This window comes from uncultured Limimaricola sp., assembly GCF_964022235.1.
Lineage (GTDB): Bacteria > Pseudomonadota > Alphaproteobacteria > Rhodobacterales > Rhodobacteraceae > Limimaricola.
Window position 1 is genome coordinate 37,790 of the sequence record NZ_CAXHZL010000003.1, and the last position, 22,027, is coordinate 59,816.

Annotated in this window: 19 protein-coding genes; 9 read left to right on the forward strand and 10 right to left on the reverse strand. The window is 66.7% G+C overall.

Annotated elements, in window-relative coordinates:
- Positions 1 to 49: 49 nt before the first annotated feature.
- Together AADJ02_RS04825 and AADJ02_RS04830 are read left to right on the forward strand one after the other, a co-directional pair.
- A complete protein-coding gene (locus AADJ02_RS04825; RefSeq protein ID WP_341211867.1) occupies positions 50 to 610 on the forward strand; it encodes a type 1 glutamine amidotransferase domain-containing protein in 561 nt (186 codons plus the stop codon).
- A 157-nt stretch (positions 611 to 767) separates the two neighbouring features.
- Positions 768 to 1,631, forward strand: a complete 864-nt coding sequence (locus AADJ02_RS04830; RefSeq protein WP_341211868.1) for a lysophospholipid acyltransferase family protein — start codon at positions 768 to 770, stop codon at positions 1,629 to 1,631.
- Here AADJ02_RS04830 and AADJ02_RS04835 read toward each other — a convergent pair.
- Both AADJ02_RS04835 and AADJ02_RS04840 read right to left on the reverse strand, forming a co-directional pair.
- Complete coding sequence (locus AADJ02_RS04835; protein WP_341211869.1) at positions 1,621 to 2,493, reverse strand: transglycosylase SLT domain-containing protein; 873 nt, start codon at positions 2,491 to 2,493, stop codon at positions 1,621 to 1,623. The genes AADJ02_RS04830 and AADJ02_RS04835 overlap by 11 nt on opposite strands.
- A gap of 118 nt (positions 2,494 to 2,611) precedes the next feature.
- Positions 2,612 to 3,232, reverse strand: a complete 621-nt coding sequence (locus AADJ02_RS04840; protein ID WP_341211870.1) for a transglycosylase SLT domain-containing protein — start codon at positions 3,230 to 3,232, stop codon at positions 2,612 to 2,614.
- 253 nt (positions 3,233 to 3,485) lie between these two features.
- Between AADJ02_RS04840 and gatB the strand changes: the two genes are divergently transcribed.
- The 3 genes from gatB (at position 3,486) to AADJ02_RS04855 (ending at position 6,197) form a co-directional block, all read left to right on the forward strand.
- A complete protein-coding gene (gene gatB, locus AADJ02_RS04845) occupies positions 3,486 to 5,009 on the forward strand; it encodes an Asp-tRNA(Asn)/Glu-tRNA(Gln) amidotransferase subunit GatB (RefSeq protein WP_341211871.1) in 1,524 nt (507 codons plus the stop codon).
- A 25-nt stretch (positions 5,010 to 5,034) separates the two neighbouring features.
- The gene (locus AADJ02_RS04850) at positions 5,035 to 5,442 is read left to right on the forward strand and encodes a DUF4177 domain-containing protein (protein WP_341211872.1); all 408 of its coding nucleotides are present in this window, start codon (positions 5,035 to 5,037) and stop codon (positions 5,440 to 5,442) included.
- 104 nt (positions 5,443 to 5,546) lie between these two features.
- Positions 5,547 to 6,197 (forward strand): DnaJ domain-containing protein, encoded by a 651-nt coding sequence (locus tag AADJ02_RS04855; protein ID WP_341211873.1) that lies wholly within the window; start codon positions 5,547 to 5,549, stop codon positions 6,195 to 6,197.
- Between the two features lie 84 nt (positions 6,198 to 6,281).
- On the opposite strand, the gene AADJ02_RS04860 is transcribed toward AADJ02_RS04855, so the two are convergent.
- Together AADJ02_RS04860 and AADJ02_RS04865 are read right to left on the reverse strand one after the other, a co-directional pair.
- Positions 6,282 to 6,974 carry an anti-sigma factor gene (locus AADJ02_RS04860; RefSeq protein WP_341211874.1) on the reverse strand — a complete coding sequence of 231 codons (693 nt, stop codon included), beginning with the start codon at positions 6,972 to 6,974 and terminating at the stop codon, positions 6,282 to 6,284.
- Positions 6,971 to 7,525 (reverse strand): sigma-70 family RNA polymerase sigma factor, encoded by a 555-nt coding sequence (locus tag AADJ02_RS04865; RefSeq protein WP_341211875.1) that lies wholly within the window; start codon positions 7,523 to 7,525, stop codon positions 6,971 to 6,973. The genes AADJ02_RS04860 and AADJ02_RS04865 overlap by 4 nt, the downstream gene beginning before the upstream one ends.
- Before the next feature lie 165 nt (positions 7,526 to 7,690).
- On the opposite strand from AADJ02_RS04865, the gene cobS reads away from it, so the two are divergent.
- The 4 genes from cobS to AADJ02_RS04885 all read left to right on the forward strand — a co-directional run bounded on the left by cobS (position 7,691) and on the right by AADJ02_RS04885 (position 12,847).
- Positions 7,691 to 8,677 carry a cobaltochelatase subunit CobS gene (gene cobS, locus AADJ02_RS04870; protein WP_341211876.1) on the forward strand — a complete coding sequence of 329 codons (987 nt, stop codon included), beginning with the start codon at positions 7,691 to 7,693 and terminating at the stop codon, positions 8,675 to 8,677.
- A gap of 106 nt (positions 8,678 to 8,783) precedes the next feature.
- Positions 8,784 to 10,655 (forward strand): cobaltochelatase subunit CobT, encoded by a 1,872-nt coding sequence (gene cobT, locus AADJ02_RS04875; RefSeq protein WP_341211877.1) that lies wholly within the window; start codon positions 8,784 to 8,786, stop codon positions 10,653 to 10,655.
- Positions 10,655 to 12,472, forward strand: coding sequence for an aminopeptidase P family protein (locus AADJ02_RS04880; protein ID WP_341211878.1), 1,818 nt, complete (start codon positions 10,655 to 10,657; stop codon positions 12,470 to 12,472). Before cobT ends, AADJ02_RS04880 begins: the two co-directional genes overlap by 1 nt.
- A 33-nt stretch (positions 12,473 to 12,505) precedes the next feature.
- Positions 12,506 to 12,847: a DUF427 domain-containing protein gene (locus AADJ02_RS04885; RefSeq protein WP_341211879.1), complete on the forward strand. Its 342-nt coding sequence runs from the start codon at positions 12,506 to 12,508 to the stop codon at positions 12,845 to 12,847.
- Between the two features lie 19 nt (positions 12,848 to 12,866).
- Here the strand turns inward: AADJ02_RS04885 and AADJ02_RS04890 are convergent, their stop codons facing one another.
- The 6 genes from AADJ02_RS04890 to ftsA form a co-directional block, all read right to left on the reverse strand.
- Positions 12,867 to 14,564, reverse strand: a complete 1,698-nt coding sequence (locus tag AADJ02_RS04890) for a chloride channel protein (RefSeq protein ID WP_341211880.1) — start codon at positions 14,562 to 14,564, stop codon at positions 12,867 to 12,869.
- A 401-nt stretch (positions 14,565 to 14,965) separates the two neighbouring features.
- Complete coding sequence (gene recN / locus AADJ02_RS04895) at positions 14,966 to 16,639, reverse strand: DNA repair protein RecN (protein WP_341211881.1); 1,674 nt, start codon at positions 16,637 to 16,639, stop codon at positions 14,966 to 14,968.
- Between the two features lie 38 nt (positions 16,640 to 16,677).
- Positions 16,678 to 17,520, reverse strand: a complete 843-nt coding sequence (locus AADJ02_RS04900; RefSeq protein WP_341212219.1) for an outer membrane protein assembly factor BamD — start codon at positions 17,518 to 17,520, stop codon at positions 16,678 to 16,680.
- 146 nt (positions 17,521 to 17,666) lie between these two features.
- Positions 17,667 to 18,602 (reverse strand): UDP-3-O-acyl-N-acetylglucosamine deacetylase, encoded by a 936-nt coding sequence (gene lpxC / locus AADJ02_RS04905; RefSeq protein WP_341211882.1) that lies wholly within the window; start codon positions 18,600 to 18,602, stop codon positions 17,667 to 17,669.
- A 194-nt stretch (positions 18,603 to 18,796) separates the two neighbouring features.
- Positions 18,797 to 20,509, reverse strand: a complete 1,713-nt coding sequence (ftsZ, locus tag AADJ02_RS04910; RefSeq protein WP_341211883.1) for a cell division protein FtsZ — start codon at positions 20,507 to 20,509, stop codon at positions 18,797 to 18,799.
- Positions 20,510 to 20,686: 177 nt separating this feature from the next.
- Positions 20,687 to 22,015, reverse strand: a complete 1,329-nt coding sequence (gene ftsA / locus AADJ02_RS04915; protein ID WP_341211884.1) for a cell division protein FtsA — start codon at positions 22,013 to 22,015, stop codon at positions 20,687 to 20,689.
- Positions 22,016 to 22,027: the final 12 nt, after the last annotated feature.

Consider the following 22,027-nt stretch of genomic DNA (forward strand, 5'->3'; position numbering starts at 1 on the left):
CGCCCCTTGCGGTTTGGGACCCGACACCCTGAACCGCAAGGAGACGGACATGACAGATATCACGGACGCAAAGATCCTTATCATTGCCACCGACGGCTTCGAGAAGGTCGAGTTGGAAGTGCCGCGCGACAAGCTCCGCGAGGCAGGGGCGACCGTCCATGTGGCCAGCCCCGATGGCACGGCGATCAAGAGCTGGGATGAGACCGACTGGGGTCCGGAGGCCGAGGTCGATCTGAAGATTTCGGACGCAAAGGTGAACGACTACCAAGCCATCGTGCTGCCCGGTGGCCAGATCAACCCCGATGTGCTGCGCACCAAGCCCGAGGCGGTGAGTTTGGTAAAGGAGTTCACCAGCGCCGGCAAGATCGTCGCGGCGATCTGCCACGGGCCATGGCTGCTCATCGAGGCCGACGTGGTGCGGGGTCGCGAGATGACCTCCTATCCCTCGATCCGCACCGATCTTCGGAACGCGGGCGCCAAAGTGGTCGATCGCGAGGTCGTCACCGATCAGGGCATCATTACCAGCCGCAACCCCGACGATCTCGACGCCTTCGTGGCGAAGATCATCGAGGAGGTACGCGAAGGTCGCCATGATCGCGACGCCGCCTGAGATATACCTATGCGGTGCGGCGGCCTCCTGCCGCACTGCTCTCGATTGCGGCGCCGTGTCGCCACCGCGCCCTCTCCACGGGCATGTCCATTGCCAAAAGCATGGCAATCCAGCAAATGTCACGGAACTGCTATGTGCCAATGGTTATTAAAGCTTCATGAAAGACCGCATTGACCCGTTGATTGCCGAACGTGCCCCGTGGATGTTCCGGCAATCACCATTGGTGAAACCGTTGCGCGGTCTTCTGCATCTCGCCTTGTCCTACGATCGGACCGTTTCGATCGGCACGAAACTGCGCGACGAGCCCACGGCGCGGATCATGGGCGACATGGGCGACATGCTGGCCAAGCATCTCACCGTCACCGGTCTCGACAACGTACCGCGCCACGGCCCGGCCCTGATCGTGGCGAACCATCCCACCGGCATCGCCGACGGCATCATGCTCTATCACGCCCTCAAGACGGTGCGCCCCGATCTGTTCATCTATGCCAATGGCGACATCCTGCGGGTGCTGCCGCAGATGCAGGATCTGATCCTTCCGGTCGAATGGCGCAAGGACAAGCGCAGCCATGCCAAGACCAAGGTGACGATGGATCTCACCCGGCAAGCGGTTGCCGAGGGGCGGCTCGGGGTAATCTTTCCGTCCGGCCGTCTTGCCAAGCGGCGCGGGCTGCGGCTTCACGAGCGGCCTTGGATGCCCTCGGCGGCCATGCTGGCGCGCAAGTTCGACCTGCCGGTGATCCCGGTGAACATCCGCGCCCGCAATTCGGCGCTGTTCTACCTTTTCGACATGATCCACCCGACGCTGCGCGACATCACCCTGTTCCACGAAATGCTGAACAAGGATCGGCAGCCCTATGTCATCACCGTGGGCGAGGAAATTTCGCCCGCCTCGTTGCCCGTGAAGGCCGAGGGCGGCATCGAGATGCTGCGCAAAGCCACGCTGGGCTTGGGTGGGCGCGACGCGCCGACGGTGAGCCTCCTGCGCTCGACCCGGCCGATCCTGCGCACTAGGGCCTGATCGCGGGCCGTGCCTTGGGACGCGGCACCTTCAGGAGTGCCTCTCGCTTGCAATAGCTCTGCTCGCGCGTCCATGCCGCCATTTCGGCGCGTATCGAGGGCTTGGTCATCGGTCCCCAATCCGCGGCGATCCCGGCGCGTCGTCCATCCTTGAGAGCCACGGCGCGGTCGCGTGTGACGGTGCGTGCCATGATCCGCGCGGCACAGCTGAGGTTACGGACCGGATCGCGCAACATCTCCCCGTCGCGCGCCACGCAGCCATAGCCGCGCGCCGTGCCGGGCAGGATTTGCAACAGCCCGTGGTACAGACCGCCGCCGCCCACCGCATCGGCGCGGTGACGGCTTTCGAACCGGGCCAGCGCCGACATCACGCCGACCCAAAAGGCGCGGCGCAGCCTGGGCGGGTTGTCGGCGTAGGCCGGGCACCATGTCGCGATGTCATTGGGCACCACCTCGGCGAGGTCGGACGCGGGACCGCGCAGCGCCGCCATCAGCCCGCGAGTCCACAGTCCGGTGCCCGCCTTGCCGTCCCAACGGGCCTCGGGCAGAAACGGATCGCGCGCCTGCGGGCGCAACGCCAGACCGGGCGTGGCTGGTGCCGAAGCCAGTGTCGCGGGGCGCGCCATCGGTCTAAGTGTGGCGGGCGGTGGCGGGTCGATCTGGAAATCCGAGGCGCTTGTCTCAAGCTGGTCGAGCAATGGCGCGGCAGGACCGACAGCGGGCGGCTCTGGCGTCGGGTACGACTGAGCGTCGTCGTGCAGGTCCTTGGCAATAATATGCAATTTCGCCGGGTTCGACGGCTCGGCTTGGACCGTCGAACCCGACGACACGGCCATCGATCCCCCCAGGATCGTCAGTGCCACGAGCATGTGGGGATAACTGCACCGTCGCCACGACACGATGCAACGCCAAAGTGGTCCGGTGCGGCGAGCGGCTCCGCGACGGCACGAGGCCTGTGTCGCGGAGGCGACAGCCATGCCCTCAGCCGGCCGTCTTGGCCTTGGCCACCGAGGCCGCCTGGCGCGGCTGGCAATAGCTCTGGCTGCGGGTCCAGTTGGCCATTTCGCTGCGCTTGCGCGAGGAATGGAACGGCCCCCAGTCGGCGGCCAGACCGCGCATGCCTGCCGAAACGACGCCGTCGCGCCGCACCGTGCGGGCCGCGATACGCACCGCGCAGGAGAGGTTGGACACGCCGTCCTTGAGCGCCGAGCCGCTACCAGCGGCGCAGCCATAGCTGCGCGCGGTGGCCGGAGCGATCTGCACGAGGCCGAACCACTTGCCGCCGCCACCCACGGCACCGGGATTCCAAGTGCTTTCGTGCTTTGCCAGCGCCGAAAGCATGCCCGCCCAGAAGGCAGCGCGCTCGTCTTGGCTGGCCTCGGCATAGCCGGGGCACCAGGTCGCGATATCACCGGGAACCTGACTCAGGAGCGGCGCGCCATGCGCCTTGAGGGCCGCAAGCGTGGCGTCGGTCCACTGCGCGCTTTCGGGGCGGTGATCCCAAGCCATGACCGGCAAGGCGGCGGGGGTGGGAGCGACAGGAGCCTCTGGCTCGGGGATCTGGGCGCAGGCGGCGCCAAGACTGAGAAGCGCGATCGGCATGAGACGGCGCAAACGCGCGGAGACACTCGTCGGGAACATTTTCTGATCTTGTCCGTTGTGGCAGCAACTGAGAGCGATCTGTCCCAGACCGCCGCCTTGTGTCGAGCGCGCAGGCAGTCTCTCTGCATTTTCGGCGAGATACCGCCCAGTCGACGCGCCATTCCGCCGATCCTCGACATCCCCTCCCCACCCTTGAAGCGCGGGGCATTCGCGCCTAATCAGGCCCGCGACAACGGTGCAAGGAGAGGCTCCCATGCTGGACCTGACATACGAGGCCCCCGCCCCCAAGGTGATTGCAGGCGCGACCGGGGATTGGGAGCTGGTGATCGGCCTCGAGGTGCACGCGCAGGTCGCGACCCGTGCCAAGCTCTTCTCCGGTGCCTCCACGGCCTTTGGCGCCGAGCCCAATTCCAACGTCTCGTTCATCGACGCGGGCATGCCCGGCATGCTGCCCGTCATCAACGAGGGCTGCGTGGCCCAAGCGGTGCGCACGGGCCTCGGGCTCAAGGCCGAGATCAACCTGCGTTCGGCCTTCGATCGCAAGAACTACTTCTATCCGGACCTGCCGCAGGGCTACCAGATCAGCCAGCTCTACCATCCAATCGTCGGCGAAGGCGAAGTGCTGGTCGAGATGGGCAATGGTCAGGCACGTCTGGTGCGGATCGAACGTATCCATCTCGAACAGGATGCCGGCAAATCGATCCACGACATGGACCCCAACATGTCCTTCGTCGACCTCAACCGCACCGGCGTGGCGCTGATGGAGATCGTCAGCCGCCCCGACATTCGCGGCCCCGAGGAGGCGGCGGCCTATGTGGGCAAGCTGCGCCAGATCCTGCGTTATCTGGGCACCTGCGACGGCAACATGCAAAACGGCAACCTGCGTGCCGACGTGAACGTCTCGGTCTGTCGCCCGGGCGATTACGAAAAGTATCAGGCCACTCAGGACTTTGGGCATCTGGGCACGCGCTGCGAGATCAAGAACATGAACTCGATGCGCTTCATCCAAGCGGCGATCGATTTCGAGGCACGCCGTCAGATCGCAATCCTAGAGGATGGCGGCAGCGTCGTGCAGGAAACCCGGCTTTACGATCCGGACAAGAACGAGACCCGCTCGATGCGCTCCAAGGAAGAGGCGCACGACTACCGCTACTTCCCCGATCCCGACCTGCTGCCGCTGGAGATCGAGCAGGCCTGGGTCGACGACATCGCGGCGCATCTGCCCGAGCTGCCCGACGCCAAGAAGGCGCGCTTCATGGGCGACATGGGCCTGTCGGATTACGATGCGGGCGTGCTGACGGCGGAGCTCGCCAACGCCGTCTACTTCGAGGCGGTCGTTAACCACATCGACAGCGCCAAGGACGGCAAGTTTGCCGCGAACTGGGTCATCAACGAGCTGTTCGGTCGCCTGAAGAAGGACGATCTGGGCATTGAGGCAAGCCCGGTTTCGCCTGCGCAGCTCGGCGACATCGTGGCGCTGATCGCCAAGGGCGACATCTCGGGCAAGATCGCCAAGGACCTGTTCGAGATCGTCTATACCGAGGGCGGCGACCCGGCGCAGATCGTCGAAGCGCGTGGCATGCGCCAAGTCACCGACACCGGCGCCATCGAGGCGGCAGTCGACGAGATCATCGCCGCCAATCCCGCGCAGGTCGAGAAGGCCAAGCAGAACCCAAAGCTCGCGGGCTGGTTCGTGGGCCAGGTGATGAAATCCACCGGCGGCAAGGCCAACCCCGCCGCCGTCAACCAGATCGTCACCGAGAAGCTCGGGCTCTGAGCCCGCGCCCATCCAGGAGAGCGCCATGACCGCCTATGACTACCGCGTCGTCCCCGCGCCCAAGCGCGGCATCAAGGAACGCGGCCTCAAGACCGCCGAAGACCGCTATGCCAACGCGCTGCAGTCCACGATCAACGAGATGGGGGCCAAGGGCTGGGAGTATCAGCGCGCCGAGACCCTGCCTTGCGAAGAGCGGCAGGGCCTGAGGGGTCGCAGCACCGTCTATCATTCGGTGCTGGTGTTCCGCCGCAGCACCGCGCAGCCCGTCCCCGCCACGCCCACGGTCGCGGAGCCGATGGCCGCCCAGTCGCAGGCTCTGAGCGCCAGCCGCACCGAAGCCCCGGCCCCGGCGCGCAACGCCCCCAGCACCAAAGAGGCGCAGGAGATCCCCGACCGTCCCGCGCCCCAGGTGAGCGCGCGCCGCGACGACTGAACCGGCAGGCCTGCGCCGAAGGGGCGGAAAATGCCCTCCGCCCCTTCAATCTCCAGCTCTTTGGACTAAACTGCCGCGTCCGACTCGAAAGGATGAGGCAGAGCATGGCTAAGAACGACCCCTTCGGTTTCGATATGTCGGTATCGGCATCGAAGAAGAAAAACCCGCGCGGCAGACGTGGGATGTCCGGCGCCTTCGAGACCTCGACCCGGGTCTGCGACCACCCCGGTTGTGAGGAATCAGGCAAGTACCGCGCACCGAAATCACCCGATATTCTCGACGACTACTTCTGGTTCTGCAAAGACCACGTGCGCGAGTACAACCTTAAGTGGAATTTTTTTGACGGCACCACCGAGGCCGAGTTCACCGAGCAGGTCGACAACGACCGGGTCTGGGGCCGCTCGACCAAACCATTCGGCAAGCGCAGCGAAGAGCAGCGCGCATGGGCGCGTCTGGGCGTCGACGACCCGCATCAGGTGCTGGGCGAGAACGCGACCCGCAATCCGGGCAAGAATGCGGCCCAGCAGGGCGGGCAGACCCGCCGCCTGCCCGCGACCGAACGTCGCGCGCTCGAGGTGCTTGACGCCAAGGACAGCTGGTCCAAGGCCGAGATCCGCAAATCATACAAGGCGCTGATCAAGGTGCTGCACCCCGACATGAACGGCGGTGACCGCAGCCAGGAAGAGCAGTTGGGCGAGGTGGTCTGGGCCTGGGACCAGATCAAGGAAAGCAAGTCGTTCCGCGACAAGGACTGACCCGGCATCAGGCCTCGCCGCCGCGCCCGGCGGCGGCCGGGTGATCCGCGATTGCCTGCAGTGGATATGGGGTGGCGGGGCGGCTCAAAGGGTCGTGACCGGCCCCGCGCCCAGCACCGCCCCCGTGGGGGCCCCGGTGGGCGAGCCGCCCGCCGGCTCGTCCGAGATGGCAAGCACGGCCTGCGACAGCAGCGGTCGCAGCGCCTCGGGTACCGTCACACGGCCCTCACGGTCATCCGGCAGTACACCGAGCGACACCGGGGCTGCCTCGCCCGCGATCAGCCAAAGCTCCAGCGACCGGCCCGAAGCTGGCGCACCGCTCGGGCGCGACACCTGCAAGGCCTCGGGGTCGGCGGGATCGTAGGCCACCTGAACCACCAGACCGCCATCTTCGGCCGCGATCTCGGCGCGCAGGCTCGGGCCGGCGGGCTCGGGGCGCAGCAGGTCGAGGTTGGTCACCACCAGATAGGTGCCTGCCGCCAAGGCCGCTGCCGTAAGCGCGGGCCACAGCCCCAACCGCCTGAGCAGCCCCTCGCGCCGCATGCCGAAAAGCCGCTTGTCGATGGCGCTCCGGACCCGCGACGGCGGTGCCACGGGTGCGATCTCATCCGTCAGCGAGGCAAAATCCTCAGCCCAGAGCGCATGGAGCGCACGGTAAGCCGCGTCACTCTGCAGCCGCGCTTCGGCGCGAATGAGGTCGTCGCCCTCCAGCAGTCCCAGCACATGCTCGGCGGCCAGGACGGTGTCGTCCTCGTGGTGTTCCCCGGCCCCGGTCATCGCGTCAGGCACTCCTTCAACCGCATCAGGCTGCGGCGCAGCCAGGTTCGCATGGTATTGAGCGGCACGTCGTAGCGCGCCGCAAGCTCGGTATAGCTGTCGCCCGAGAGATAGGCGCCGCGCACCGCTCCGGCGCGTTCGGGTTCGAGTTCGGTCAGGCAACGCTCGATCTGCGCGTTGTCCGACGCGGCGACGGCAAGCGCCTCGGGCCCAGGCGAAGTGTCGGCCATCGCGGCCACCGCCTCCATGTCGCCGCCCCCCCGGCTCTCGGCCTTGCGGCGCATCCGCAGCCGGTCGATGGCGTGGTTGCGCGCGATGGTGATGAGCCAGGTCATCGGGCTCAGCCCGTTCACCTGATAGCGCCCCGCGTTGTGCCACACCTTCACGTAGATCTCCTGAAGCGCATCTTCGGCCTCGGCCCGATTGGTCAAGACACGCAGGCAGATGCCGAAGAGTTTCGCGCTGGTGGCGTCGTAAAGCGCGCCGAAGGCCACGCGGTCACCCAGCGCGATGCGGGCGATCATCGCTTCGATCTCGATCAGGCGCGACATGGAATGGGGATCCTCGGGGCTGCGTACGACGCCAGACAATGACGCAGCCTGCTCAAAAGGCAAGCGGCGGACGCCCGCTGCCGGGGCCTTGAACCCCGCCGCGCGATGCTCCATCACTTGCGCGACCGCAAATGAGGGCCCCTGCCCGCACGCGAAAGGATCATCATGGCCGACGCCCAGACCGACCCCAATGCCCGCCCGACCGAAGAGATCGACATCCGCGAGACCTTCGGCTTCGACAGCGCGATGAAGGTCAAGGGCTTCGCCGAGCGCTCGGACCGGGTGCCGGACATCGACCCGACCTACAAGTTCGACCCCGATACCACCCGCGCCATTCTGGCCGGTTTCGGTAACAACCGCCGGGTCATGGTGCAGGGCTACCACGGCACCGGCAAATCGACCCATATCGAGCAGGTCGCAGCCCGGCTCAACTGGCCCTGCGTGCGCGTAAACCTCGATAGCCACATCAGCCGCATCGACCTGATCGGCAAGGATGCGATCAAGCTGCGCGACGGCAAGCAGGTCACCGAGTTCGCCGAAGGGATCCTGCCTTGGGCGCTGCGTCACCCCTGCGCCATCGTGTTCGACGAATACGATGCGGGCCGCGCCGACGTGATGTTCGTGATCCAGCGGGTGCTCGAGACCGACGGCAAGCTGACGCTGATGGACCAGAACCAGGTGCTGACGCCGAACCCTTATTTCCGCCTCTTCGCCACGGCCAACACCGTGGGTCTGGGCGACACGACGGGCCTCTACCACGGCACCCAGCAGATCAACCAGGCGCAGATGGACCGCTGGTCTCTCGTGGCGACGTTGAACTATCTCAGCCATGACGCCGAGGCCGCGATCGTGCTGTCGAAGGCACCCCATTACAACACCGCCGAGGGCCGCCAGATCATCTCCCAGATGGTCACCGTGGCCGACCTCACCCGCACCGCCTTCATGAATGGCGACCTGTCGACTGTGATGAGCCCGCGGACGGTGATCAACTGGGCCCAGAACGCCGAGATCTTCCGCGACGTAGGCTATGCGTTCCGGCTCTCGTTCCTCAACAAATGCGACGAGCTCGAGCGTCAGACCGTGGCCGAGTTCTACCAGCGCTGCTTTGACGAAGAATTGCCCGAGAGCGCGGTGAGCACCGCCGGGCGCTGAGCCCTTTCGACGCTGTGCAAAGGCCCGGATCGAAAGAACCGGGCCTTTCGTTATCATGGGAGCGCGCCGCCTTGCCGCCCCCTGCCGCCAGTGGGATACATTTGCCATGAGCCCCCAGTCCGACAACCCCGCCGATCCGTTCAAGAAGGCCCTGACCGAGGCCACCAAGGTCATGGCCGACGACCGCGAGCTGACTGTCAGCTTTTCGGTCGACCCGCCGGGTCTCACGCATGACAGCGTGCGCCTGCCGCAGGTCAGCCGCCGCATGACGAAAGACGAGGTGCTGCTCGCGCGTGGCACTGCCGACGCGCTGGCGCTGCGCCACCGCTACCACGATGCAGGCGTCAACGCGCGCTACCAGCCGCAATCGGGGATCGCGCGCGATCTCTATGACGCGATGGAGGGCGCACGGGTCGAGGCGGTGGGGGCAAAACACATGCCCGGTACCGCCGGCAACATCGACGCCAAGATCGGCGCCGAGGCCCGGCGCAAGGGCTACGACCAGATCCGCGACAAGGCCGATGCACCGCTCGCTGTCGCCGCGGGCTACCTGATCCGCCACCTCGCCACGGGCCGCGACCTGCCGCAGGGCGCGGACAACGTGATGGAGCTGTGGCGCGGCTTCATCGAGGATCAGGGCGGCGAGCGGCTCGAGGATCTGGCCGAGGCACTGCACGATCAAAAGAGCTTTGCCCGCTTCGCGCGCGACCTGATCCGCGATCTCGGCTATGGCGACCAGCTTGGCGACGATCCGGACATGGAAGACCCCGATCAGGAGGACGAGGCCTCCGAGGAAGAGGACGACCAGGAACCGGATTCGACCGGTGAGGACGACGAGCAGGACGAAGAGGAGGAGACCTCTCCCGAGCAGTCCCAGGACCAGCAGCAGGACCAATCCCAGGCGCAGGTCTCGATGGACGAGCAGGCCGAGGCCGAGGACGCCGAAGAGCAGGAGATGCCCGAAGGCGAGGCCCCTCAGGACCCGCCGCCCCCCTCCCATTCCGATGCCGATCCGAACTATGCCGTGTTCGAGACAAAGCACGACGAGGAGATCGGCGCCGAGGATCTGGCCGAGGCCGCGGAATTGGAGCGGCTGCGCGCCTACCTCGACCAGCAGCTCGACCCGCTGAAGGGCGCGGTGTCGCGTCTTGCCAACAAGCTGCAGCGCCGCCTGCAGGCGCAGCAGAACCGCTCTTGGGAGTTCGACCGCGAGGAAGGCATCCTCGATGCGGGCCGCCTTGCCCGTGTCATCGCCAACCCGACGACGCCGCTGTCGTTCAAGGTGGAAAAGGATACCGAGTTCCGCGACACGGTGGTGACGCTGCTGATCGACAACTCGGGCTCGATGCGGGGGCGGCCGATCTCGATCGCCGCTATCTGCGCCGACGTTCTGGCCCGGACGCTGGAGCGCTGTCAGGTCAAGGTCGAGATCCTCGGCTTCACCACCCGCGCGTGGAAGGGCGGACAGGCGCGCGAGGCGTGGCTCGCTGCCGGTCGTCCCGCGGGTCCCGGTCGCCTCAACGATCTGCGCCACATCATCTACAAGCGCGCCGACGCCCCGTGGCGGCGCACCCGCGACAATCTCGGGCTGATGATGAAAGAGGGACTTCTGAAGGAGAACATCGACGGCGAGGCGCTCGAATGGGCGCATCGCCGGCTTCTGGCCCGGCGCGAGGCGCGCAAGGTGCTGATGGTGATCTCCGACGGTGCGCCGGTCGATGACAGCACGCTGTCGGTCAACCCCGCCAATTACCTCGAAAAGCACCTGCGCGACGTCATCGCCATGGTCGAAAAGCGCAAGGCCGTGGAGCTGACCGCCATCGGCATCGGCCACGACGTGACGCGCTACTATGACCGCGCGGTGACGATCACCGACGTGGACCAGCTCGCGGGCGCGATGACCGAACAGCTCGCCTCGCTCTTCGACAGCGACCCGCGCAAGCGGGCGCGCGTCCTCGGAATGAACAGGGTCGCCTGATGTATCAGAACTTTGCCACCACCGCCCGCCCCGAGCAGGGCCCGCCCCGGCTCGCCAAGCTGCGCGAGCGCATGACGACCGAACGTCTGGACGGCTGGCTCGTGCCGCGCGGCGACACTTGGCGCGGCGAGAACGTGCGCGCCCGCGACGAGAGGCTCGCCTGGCTCACCGGCTTCACCGGCTCGGCGGGCTTTGCCGCGATCCTTGCCGACAAGGCGGGCGTGTTCATCGACGGGCGATACAAGATCCAGATCAAGACGCAGGTGGCGCCCGAGTTCACACCCGTGGACTGGCCCGCCACCAAGCTCGCCGACTGGCTCATCGCCGAGCTGCCCGAAGGCGGCACCGTGGGCTATGACGCCTGGCTGCATACGCCCGAGGAAATCCGCGAGTTGCACGACAAGCTGCATGCACGCGGTATCGGCCTCAAGCCCTGCGACAACCTTGTGGACGCGATCTGGGATGATCGCCCTGCCCCGCCGCCCGCGCCCTTCATCGCCTGGCCCGAGGCCTTTGCAGGCCGCAGCCATGTCGAGAAGCGCGCCGAGATCGCCGAAGTGCTCAAGCGCGATGGCCAACGCTGCGCCGTGCTGACGCTGCCTGATTCCATAGCTTGGCTGTTGAACATCCGCGGCGACGACGTGCCCTGCACGCCGGTGCCGCTCAGCTTTGCGATCATCGACGACACCGGGCGATGCGAGCTGTTCTGTCCGAAGGGCAAGGCCGACGGCCTGCGCGAGCATCTTGGCGAGGATGTCGACGTGCTCGACATCGACGCCTTTCTGGGTGCGTTGGGCCAGCTTGCCGGTCCGGTGCGCGTCGATCCAAAATCCGCCCCCGCGATCATCGAGACCACGCTCAAGGGGTGGGAGACCCGGATCGCCGAGGCCGAGGATCCCTGCATCCTGCCGAAAGCCCGCAAGAATGCCGCCGAGATCGAAGGCGCGCGTCAGGCGCATCTGCGCGACGGGGCCGCCGTCTGCCGCTTCTTGCACTGGCTCGACGGCGAGGCCGAGCGTCTTGCGGCCGATCCCGCGCACACGCTCACCGAAATCGGCGTCGTCACCGCGCTTGAAGGCTTCCGCCGCGAGACGAACGAGCTGCGTGGCATCAGCTTCGAGACCATCGCGGGGGCTGGCGAGCACGGTGCCATTACCCATTACCGCGTGACCGAAGACACCGATCGCGCGGTGCGCACGGGTGAGCTGCTTTTGGTGGATTCGGGCGGTCAGTATCTCGACGGCACCACCGACATCACCCGCACCATCGCCGTGGGCCAACCGCCCGAGGATGCCGCCGCGTGCTACACCCGCGTGCTGCAGGGCATGATCGCTCTCAGCCGCGCGCGGTTTCCCAAGGGCCTCGTCGGGCGCGATCTCGATGCGCTGGCCCGCTTTCCGCTCTGGACCGCCGGTCTCGACTATGATCACGGCACGGGGCACGGAGTAGGCGCCTTCCTGTCGGTGCACGAGGGGCCGCAGCGGATCTCCAAGGGGTCCGAGACCCCGCTGGAACCGGGGATGATCCTGTCGAACGAGCCGGGGTACTACCGCGAAGGGTCGTTCGGTATCCGCATCGAGAACCTGATCGTGACCCGCGAGGCCCCGGCGCTCGAGGGGGCCGACGACCGCGAGATGTATGATTTCGAGACCCTGACCTTCGTGCCGCTGGAGCGGCGACTGATCGTAGCAGGGATGCTCTCGCCCACCGAGCGGGGCTGGATCGACGCCTACCACGCGACTACACTCGACAAGATAGCCCCGCGCCTCGATGGTGCGGCGCGGGACTGGCTCGAGGCCGCCTGCGCGCCGCTCTGACGGCAGGGCTCAACCCACAGGGAGCAAGACTACATGAGCGATCACATCACGATCCGCCCCGCCGAGGGCACTTGGGTGGTTCGCGCGGGCGGCGCGGTGCTGGGCGAAAGCAGCCGCGCGCTGGAGCTGGTCGAGGGCGATTATCCTTCGGTGATCTATTTCCCGCGCGAGGACATCGCCATGGCCTTCCTCGAGCCGTCCAAGACCCGCTCGCATTGTCCTTGGAAAGGCGACGCGCATTACTTCAACATCATCGCCAAGAGCGGCGCGATCGAGGATGCGGTCTGGTCCTACGAGAACCCCAAGGATGGCATGGAGCAGATCAAGGACTGCCTCGCCTTCTACAAGAACAAGGTCGCGGTCGAGCAGGTCTGACCCCGCCTCGCAGGGCGGCCTAGGAATGCTCCTCGGCCGCCATCCGCGTCAGCGCCCGGTTCACGGCGCGCAGCGCATCGACCTGGAACAGCGCCCCCCACAGTTCAGGCGCCTCATCCTCGGGGCCAAAGCGGACCACCGGCAAGAAGGGCTGTTGCACTGTCTCGAACAGCGGCATCGCCTGCTCCAGCGTCGCACCTGACTGCACGAAGACCCCTTCGGCGATCATCTCTCGGCAGGTCTCCTCGGAGGCCGCGCGCGGCGCGCCCGTGGCCCGCATCACCGTCTCGACCCGGATCGTGCCCAAGAGCCACGCCTGCGGCCCCGCCGCCAGATGCACGCCGCGCCGCGCGAGTTGCGTCAGAAAGAACGAGCGGTGCACCATCCGCGAGGCCAGCGCCGACGACAGCGATACCGCGACCATCACCGCAAGGCCGGTCTGCCAGTCGCCCGTCAATTCGAACACGATCAGCGTGGTCGAGATCGGCGCGCCGAGCACGGCGGCGGCGACCGCGCCCATGCCTGCCAGCGCATAGAGCGTGCCCTCGCCCGAGAACTCGGGCACGAGGGCGGTGGCGACCGTGCCGAAGGCCAGTCCGGTCAGCGCGCCGATCATCAACGACGGCGAGAAGACCCCGCCGCCCATGCGGCCCGCGACCGTGATCGCCACCGCCGCCACCTTGACCACCACGAAGATCACCGCGAGGTCGAAGGCGAGGCTGCCCTGCAGGGCGGCAGAGGTGGTCTCGTAGCCGACACCGATGATGTGCGGAAAGAAGATCGCGATGATGCCGAGGATCAGCCCTGTCGACGCCGGGCGCAGCCAGCGCGGCAGCGCCAGTCGGGCCTGCAGAGTGTTAGCAAGATCGTCGGCCCAGAAGATCGTCCGCATCAGCGCCACGGCGACGAGACCGCACAACAGCCCCAGCAGCAGGAAGGCCGGCAGTTCCACATAGAAGGCCAGCGCGTTCTTGTCGGGCAGCACGAATTCGGTCACGTCGCCCCAGACGAGACGGCCCAGCACCGTGCCCGCGACGCTGGCAATGGCGATGGGGGCAAAGGCGTGCACCGCGAAATGGCGCAACACGACCTCGAGCGCGAAGAGCGTGCCTGCGATCGGCGCGTTGAAGCTGGCCGAGACGGCGGCGGCGACGGCGCAGCCCAAAAGGTCACGCCCGGTGATGCCGTCGGCGCGAATCCAGCTTGATACATAGGTCGCCAGCACCGAGGCGAGATGCACCACCGGCCCCTCGCGTCCCGTGGAGCCGCCAGTGGAGAGCGTGATCATCGACGCCAGCGCCGAGATGAGTCCGCGTTTGCGCTCGACCCGCCCCTCACGCAGCGCGGCACCCTCGATCACCTCGGCCACCGAGCGCACGCGCGCGTCCTCGGTGAAGCGATCGAGCAGCAGACCGACGATCAGACCGCCCATGACCGGCAGGCCCAAGAGCCAGTACCACGGCAGCGAGGCCGCGAAGCTGTGCAGCATCGCCACGTCGTCGGTTCCGTAGAGCGTGGCCTGCAGGATCTCGATACCGGCGCGAAACCCGATCGCGGCGATGCCCGCGGCGCTGCCGAGCACAAGAGCGATGAACCAGAACTGCACCTGGCTCGGCCCGTGACTGCGGATCAGCGACCAGACCTCGCGCCAGCTTGCGCCGATGCGCCCGATCAAAACCCGCAGGCGTCCTTCGGACCGATTTGAGCTGTCTGTCATCGTCTCCCGCCACCATCCGCCCGCCCTCGTTTCTAGAGCGGAACGGAGAGCGGTTGAAGATGTAGCAGCGGCAACCTGCCAAGCCTCGGAGAGAGCAGCGGAAGTTTAGTTTGGAAACTACTGCTAAGGAGGTATGGCGCGTAAGAGAGATATCGCTAATATTGTTTGTATTGAACCGAGATATTTTTCGTCTTTCGGAGGCGCAAGCCGCGAGACACGAACGTATATGTTGTACCGAGGACGGAGGTGAGTGGCCGTCTGAGGAGTGAATCTATTTTACCCTAGGCAGGGTTAAAGCCGGACTATGCGGTGTAAACGTCGGGGCCATGTTGGCATCGAAGTTTACACCGTTTTTTTTTGCTTCTCTGTTTTGCTGCCGACAGGGGTGACCGCCGCACTGATCAGGCCGCGTCGGCATCCCCGAGCAGGACTCGCGCCGCACCGCGTGCGGCCTCGGTCACCGTATCGCCCGCCAGCATGCGCGCGATCTCATCGATCCGGTCAGCCTCGTCGAGCGGCACCACCCGCGATGTCGTCACCTCGCCCGATGGCCCGGTGCTCACCGCCTTTTCGACCCGCCAGTGATGCGCCCCGAGTGCTGCCACCTGCGGCGAATGGGTGACGACCAGCACCTGCGCACCATCCGCCAGCCGCGCCAGCCTGCGGCCCACCGCGTTGGCGGTCGCGCCACCGAGGCCTCGGTCGATCTCGTCGAAGATCAGCGTCTTGCCGACGTTGTCACCGGTCAGGCAGACCTTGAGCGCCAGCAAGAAGCGCGACAGCTCGCCGCCGGAAGCAATGCGCGAGAGCGGCCCCGACGGCGCGCCCGGGTTTGTGGCGACACGAAAGCTCACCTCGTCGCGCCCCTCGGGGCCGGGGTCGGCGGGGGCCAGATCGACGTCGAACACCGCGCGGTCGAGCTTGAGCGGCGCCAGCTCCGCCGCCATCGCCGTCGACAACCGCGCGCCCGCTTCGCGTCGCAGCGTGCTCAATGCGGAGGCGGCGGTGTCATAGGCGGCATCGGCGGCACGTACGGCGGCTTCGAGATCGGCCATGTCGCCCTCAGAGGCATCGAGCGCCGCCAGACGCCGACGCAGCCCGTCGGTGAAATCGGCCAACTCGTCGACCACCACCTCATGTTTGCGCGCCAAGCCACGCAAAGCGAAGAGCCGCTCTTCGGCGGCCTCGAGCACGCGCGGATCGAACTCGAGCGCATCAAGCGCGTCGCGCACGCCCGACTCGGCTTCGCCCAAGGCATCGAGCGCGCGGGTCAGCGCCTCCATAACCGGGTCGAGCCGACCTTCGGCGGCCTCGATCGCGCCGTCGAGCCAGCGCATCGCATCCGAGACCAGCCCCTCGGCCCCCTCGCCCGAAATCACCTGATGCGCGCGCGCCACGTCGCCGCGCACCCGTTCGGCGCCCTGCATCCGGCGGCGCGTCGCATCGAGTTCGGCCTCCTCGCCCGGCTTGGGGTCGATCGCGTCGAGCTCGGCCACGGCGTGGCGCAGATAATCCTCTTCGGCGCGCAGCGCCTCGACCTGGTCGTGCACCGTGGCCAAGGCCCGTCGGGCTTCGCGCCGTGCAGCCCATGTGCGGCGGGTTTCGGCGATTGCGGGTGCGGCTTGCGCAAACTCATCGAGCATCAGCCTGTGACCGCGCGGATCAAGGAGACCGCGATCATCGTGCTGGCCGTGCAGTTCCAGCAGTTGATCGGAGAGCGCGCGCAGCACTTCACCCGATACGCGGCGGTCGTTGACCCAAGCGGTCTTGCGACCGGCCTCGGTGTTGACGCGGCGCAAGATGAGTTCGCCCTCGGCCTCGATACCGGCCTCCGAGAGCACCTGACGCGCCGGGTGATCCGCAGACAGTTCGAACACAGCCGTGACCTCGCCCTGAGCCGCGCCCGCGCGCACCAATTCGGCCCGGCCACGCCAGCCCAGCACAAAGCCCAGACTGTCGAGCAGGATCGATTTGCCTGCCCCGGTTTCCCCGGTCAGCACGTTGAGCCCGGGCTGGAAATCCAGCTCGAGCCTGTCGATGATCAGCATGTCCCGGATGTCGAGCGCGCGCAGCATATCCAGTACCCCCGGAGTGGAACGTCAGCCCGAAACGATCAGATCCATTCGCCGCGCACCAGCTGGCGATAGATGGTGGCCAACCAGTTGTCTCCGCTGGCCTCCATCGACAGACCACGACCGGTAAGCAGGCGGTAGCTGTCTTCGTACCAGTCGGTGCCGCGATAGTTGTAGCCCAAGATCGCTCCGGCGGTCTGCGCCTCTTGGATCAATCCCAGCGAAAGGTAGCTCTCGACCAGCCGGTGCAGCGCTTCGGCAGTGTGGGTCGTGGTCTGGAACTGCTCCACCACCACGCGGAATCGGCGCGCCGCAGCGGCGTAGTGGCCGCGCTTGAGGTAATAGCGCCCGATCTCCATTTCCTTGCCCGCGAGATGATCGAAGGCGAGATCGAACTTCAGCTTCGCTTCGGCGGCATAGCTGCTGTCGGGATATTGCTCGATCACAGCGCGCAGCGCCTGCAGCGCCTGAAAGGTAAGACCTTGGTCGCGACCGATGTCGTCGATCTGATCGTAATAGCTCAGCGCCAGAAGATACTGCGCATAGGCCGCATCCTCGGACGTCGGATAGAAATCGAGATACCGCTGGGCACTGGCGCGGCTGTCGTCATAGGCGCCGTCCTTGTGCAGCGCAAAGGCCTGCATGATCAGCCCGCGCTTGGCCCATTCCGAATAGGGATAAAGCCGCTCGATCTCGCCGAAGTAGAAGGCCGCGTCATCGGCGGAGCCGCCTTCGAGGCTGGTCTCGCCCTGCTGGTAGATCGCGGCAGCGTCGAGCTGTTCGAGCGCACCGCTGCTCAGGCGATCGGAGGTGCTGCCGCAACCGGTGAGAAGCCCCAGAGCCAATATCAGGCCCAAGCTGGCCCGTGTTCCGCTGCCTGCCATCCGCGCGTCCTGCATCCTGTCGGTCATCTGCCCATCCCGGGGTCGGCGCCCCGTTCACGCCCCGTGTCGGGGCCGCTCGGCCTCGGGTCTAGCATGAAAAAATCGGGGGCAAAATGGCTTTTCCCGAACCGGGCGCGGCGCGGCGATCAGGCAACGGCGGCGAAATCGGCGGGCTTCAGCCGGCTGCCCGGCAGGCGGTCTTCGAGCGAGGCGTCGCAAGTCACGATGCGCCAAGCGTCGGGCTGTGCGAACAGTGCGCGTAACAGCCGGTTCGTCATGGCATGACCCGCGCGCAGCCCCTCGTAGACACCGAGAATCGGCAGGCCAGCCGTACCCAGATCGCCCAAGGCATCGAGCATCTTGTGGCGCACCGCCTCGTCGGAATGGCGCAGCCCACCGGGGCTGAGAACCTTCTCACCGTCGACCACCACCGCATTCTCGAAAGTGCCGCCCAGAGCCAAGCCCTGCGCCTGCATCGCCTCGACGTCGGACAGGCGGCAGAAGGTGCGGCTATCGCACAACTCGCGCAGGAAGGCACCGTTGGCCATGTCGAGCACGCGCGACTGATGACCGATGGCCGCGTCGGCAAAGTCGATCTCGAAATCGATCCTGAGGCCGCGCGGCTCTGGGCCACGACGGGGCCGCAGACGCGCCACGGCACGGTCATGGCGCACCTCGACGGTGTCGAGAATCTCGATCGCCTGAAGCGGTGCGTCCTGACGCCGCAACCCGGCGTCGAGGATCGCCCGCGCAAAGCCCGCGGCGCTGCCGTCGAGAATCGGAACCTCGGGGCCGTCGATCTCGATCAACGCGTTGTGCACGCCGCAGCCCGAGAGCGCCGCCATCAGGTGTTCGATGGTCGAAACCGAGACGCCAGCGGCGTTGACGATGCGGGTGTTGAGCGGCGAGATCTCCACCAGATCCCAACGCGCGGGCACCAGACGATCGATGCCAACCACGTCCATGCGGCGAAACACGATGCCATGCCCGACCGGCGCAGGCCGCAGCACAAGCCGAACGGGCCGCCCGCTATGGAGGCCGATGCCGGTAAAGCCGACGTATCTGAACAAGGTGGTCTGCACGTGTTTCTGCCCGGATCCATTTCGGATTTCGCTACCCGAGTGACCTAAGCGCTCGCTTTGATGGTCACAATTCACTCTTTGCGACAGCGTGAAACATGTGGTCTGGGGCACGCAGTCGGTGCGTCAAAACCCTTGAAAACAACAAGGGCCGCCCGGAGGCGGCCCTTTTTGCACAACGAATGTGCGGTAGTGGATCAGTTGGCCTGACGCCGCAGGAAGGCCGGGATCTCGATGCGCTCCTGTTCGGGATCGGTCTCACCATCGTCTTGCCAGTTGGGGGCCTGACGCGGCTGCGCGGGCTGCTGCGGCTGCGCGCGCTGGGCCGGCGGCTGCTGGCGCGCCGGCTGGGCCGAGGCACCGGGCTGCTCGGCATGGCCGGTCATCCGGTTGATCAGCGAGTTGATGCCAAAGCGCGGCTGCCGGTCGACTTCGGCGCTCCGGGCAGGGGCCGCGGGGCTGCGCGGCTCGGCGCGAGGCATCTCGGCGCGCTCGGGCTGCTGCTGACGCGGCTGGTTCTGCGACGCGGCCCGCAGGCGCGCCATGGTTTCGGGCGAGGCACCGCCGGACGCACGCGGCGCGGGGGCCACGAAGCTTTCGGGGGCGGCCTCCGCCTGATGCGGCGCTTCGCGGCGCGGCTCGTAGGCAGGCGCCGGCAGGTCGTCTTCGTGCTGCGGCTGGAACCGCTGCTGCGGCTCCTCGCGCGGGGCGGACCGCCGGGTGTCGAAGCCTTCGGCGTAGTCCTCTTCGTAGGTGGGCTCGGGCTCGCGGCGGGCCTGCGGCTGCGGCTCGCGACGTGGCGCGGGGGCCTGGGCGCGGGGCTGCTGCGGGGCCTCGCGGCGCGGCGCCACCGGGGCGGCGGGCATCTCTTCCTCGGAGGAGACGCGCTCGCGCAGCGGCTCGCTCATCTTGCGACGCGGCACCGGCACGTCTTCGGGCTTGGCCAGCGCGTCGATGCCGGTGGCGACGACGGAGACGCGCATCCGGCCTTCCATGCCGGTGTCGAGCGTCGAGCCGACGATGATGTTGGCCTCGGGGTCGACCTTCTCACGGATCTTGTTCGCAGCTTCGTCGAGTTCGAACAGAGTGAGGTCGTAGCCACCGGTGATGTTGATGAGCACGCCGCGCGCGCCTTCAAGGCTGATCTCGTCGAGCAGCGGGTTCGCAATCGCCTTCTCGGCGGCCTGCACGGCGCGGTCCTCGCCCTCGGCTTCGCCGGTGCCCATCATCGCCTTGCCCATCTCGTCCATCACCGCGCGCACGTCGGCAAAGTCGAGGTTGATCAGGCCGGGGCGCACCATCAGGTCGGTCACGCCCTTGACGCCCTGATAGAGCACATCATCGGCGAGCGCGAAGGCCTCGGTGAAGGTGGTGTTCTCGTTGGCGAGGCGGAACAGGTTCTGGTTCGGAATGATGATCAGCGTGTCGACCACCTTCTGCAGCGCCTCGACACCGGCCTCGGCCTGCTTCATGCGCTTGCCGCCCTCGAACTGGAACGGCTTGGTGACGACGCCGACGGTCAGAACACCGAGCTCGCGCGCGGCCTGGGCGATGATCGGGGCCGCACCGGTGCCGGTACCGCCGCCCATGCCGGCGGTGATGAAGCACATATGCGCACCGGCGAGATGATCGACGATCTCCTCGATCGATTCCTCGGCCGCGGCGGCGCCGACGGTGGCGCGTGCGCCAGCGCCAAGGCCTTCGGTGACCTTCACGCCCATCTGGATTTTGGCCGTGGCGCGCGACTGCTGAAGCGCCTGCGCGTCGGTGTTGGCGACCACGAACTCGACACCGTCGAGTTCCTTCTCGATCATGTTGTTGACCGCGTTGCCACCAGCGCCGCCCACGCCGAAGACGGTGATCCGGGGCTTGAGATCTTCCTGCCCCGGCAGAGAGAGGTTGAGTGCCATCGCTGTCTGCCTGTCCTGAATCTGGCCCGTCCCGCCGGGCGTGTCTGCCATTATTTGGCCAAACTATCCGCGCGCGCTCGTATCGTCACGGGGAAACTCGGGCATTCTTACTTATTTTCTGAGGTTTCTGCAGCGCCGAATATTGGCCCGGACCTCAGATGAGCGACATCTTGCGTATCACCAGTTGTCCTTGAACCATTTAAAGGCCCGCTTGAAGGACCGCGCAGAGTGACGCTCGGCGGGCACTTCGAAATCCCACCATTCGTCCTGCGGGTGCGCCGCAAAGAGACACAGCCCCACCGAGCCCGCAAAGGCGGGCCCCGTGGCCGCCTGCGGCAGGCCTTGGACACGCAGCGGACGACCCAGACGGACCTGCTGACCAAGGATGCGCGTTGCCAACCCGTCGAGGCCGGGGATCTGGCTGCCACCGCCGGTCAGCACGATCTGCTGGGAGGGCAGATGCTCGAAGCCCGCCGCGTCGAGCCTCTGGCGCACCTCTTCTAGGATCTCCTCGACGCGCGGACGCATGATACCGATGAGTTCGGCGCGGCTGACCGTGCGGCGGTCGTGCTCCCAGTCTCCGGTATCGCCGCCGATCTCAATCATCTCGCGGTCGTCCATACCGGTGGCTACGACACCGCCGTAGAAGGTCTTGATCCGCTCGGCGGTGGCCATCGGCACCTGCAGGCCCATCGAGATGTCGGAGGTGACGTGATCGCCGCCCATCCGCACCGAATCCGCATAGATCATGTGCTTGCGGATGAAGACCGAGATCCCGGTAGAGCCGCCGCCCATGTCGATGCACGCCGCCCCAAGCTCCTGTTCGTCCTCGACCAGCGAGGAGACGCCCGAGACATAGGCTGATGAGGCGATCCCCGCGACTTCGAGGTCGCAGCGCTTGATGCAGTAGAGCAGGTTTTCGATCGCGATGGCGTCGACCGTCAGCAGATGCATGTCGGTGGTGAGCCGCTGGCCGATCTGGCCACGCGGATCGGCCAGACCGGAGCGGTGGTCGAGCGCAAAGTTGACGGGCTGCGCGTGCAGCACCTCGCGGCCATCGCCGTAATCGGGCATCTCGCAGGCGGCGAGCACGCGGCCGATGTCACCATCGGTCACCTGCCCTTCTTCGACCTCGACCTCGCCGTCGAGACCGTAGCTGCGCGGCCGCGCGCCCGACAGCGTTGCGATGACGTGATCGACACGCACGCCGGCCATCTTCTGGGCAGCCTGCACCGCGGTGCGGATCGCGCGCTCGGTCTCGGCCATCGCCGCGACCTCGCCAAAGGAAACCCCGCGCGAGCGGGTGGTGGCGGCGCCGATGATGCGGAAATTCGATTGCCCGGCCATCGAGCCCACGCCCTCGAGCGCGGGCGCGTCGCCGTCAAAGCGCAGCACCAGACAGGCGATCTTGGACGTGCCGACGTCGAGAATGGCGATGACGCCTCTCTGCATCGCCGCCTTGCGCATGTGTCGCATCGCCCGCTGCGTCTGGTAGAGCTGCCCCATCTGTTCGTCCCC

Excerpts from the sequence above, each read along its gene's own strand:
- AADJ02_RS04825 (WP_341211867.1), top strand. The coding sequence starts at position 50 with ATGACAGATATCACGGACGCAAAGATCCTTATCATTGCCACCGACGGC.
- AADJ02_RS04830 (WP_341211868.1), top strand. The coding sequence starts at position 768 with ATGAAAGACCGCATTGACCCGTTGATTGCCGAACGTGCCCCGTGGATG.
- AADJ02_RS04840 (WP_341211870.1), bottom strand. The coding sequence starts at position 3,232 with ATGCCGATCGCGCTTCTCAGTCTTGGCGCCGCCTGCGCCCAGATCCCC.
- gatB (WP_341211871.1), top strand. The coding sequence starts at position 3,486 with ATGCTGGACCTGACATACGAGGCCCCCGCCCCCAAGGTGATTGCAGGC.
- AADJ02_RS04850 (WP_341211872.1), top strand. The coding sequence starts at position 5,035 with ATGACCGCCTATGACTACCGCGTCGTCCCCGCGCCCAAGCGCGGCATC.
- AADJ02_RS04855 (WP_341211873.1), top strand. The coding sequence starts at position 5,547 with ATGGCTAAGAACGACCCCTTCGGTTTCGATATGTCGGTATCGGCATCG.
- AADJ02_RS04860 (WP_341211874.1), bottom strand. The coding sequence starts at position 6,974 with ATGACCGGGGCCGGGGAACACCACGAGGACGACACCGTCCTGGCCGCC.
- AADJ02_RS04865 (WP_341211875.1), bottom strand. The coding sequence starts at position 7,525 with ATGTCGCGCCTGATCGAGATCGAAGCGATGATCGCCCGCATCGCGCTG.
- cobS (WP_341211876.1), top strand. The coding sequence starts at position 7,691 with ATGGCCGACGCCCAGACCGACCCCAATGCCCGCCCGACCGAAGAGATC.
- cobT (WP_341211877.1), top strand. The coding sequence starts at position 8,784 with ATGAGCCCCCAGTCCGACAACCCCGCCGATCCGTTCAAGAAGGCCCTG.
- AADJ02_RS04880 (WP_341211878.1), top strand. The coding sequence starts at position 10,655 with ATGTATCAGAACTTTGCCACCACCGCCCGCCCCGAGCAGGGCCCGCCC.
- AADJ02_RS04885 (WP_341211879.1), top strand. The coding sequence starts at position 12,506 with ATGAGCGATCACATCACGATCCGCCCCGCCGAGGGCACTTGGGTGGTT.
- AADJ02_RS04890 (WP_341211880.1), bottom strand. The coding sequence starts at position 14,564 with ATGACAGACAGCTCAAATCGGTCCGAAGGACGCCTGCGGGTTTTGATC.
- recN (WP_341211881.1), bottom strand. The coding sequence starts at position 16,639 with ATGCTGCGCGCGCTCGACATCCGGGACATGCTGATCATCGACAGGCTC.
- AADJ02_RS04900 (WP_341212219.1), bottom strand. The coding sequence starts at position 17,520 with ATGGCAGGCAGCGGAACACGGGCCAGCTTGGGCCTGATATTGGCTCTG.
- ftsZ (WP_341211883.1), bottom strand. The coding sequence starts at position 20,509 with ATGGCACTCAACCTCTCTCTGCCGGGGCAGGAAGATCTCAAGCCCCGG.
- ftsA (WP_341211884.1), bottom strand. The coding sequence starts at position 22,015 with ATGGGGCAGCTCTACCAGACGCAGCGGGCGATGCGACACATGCGCAAG.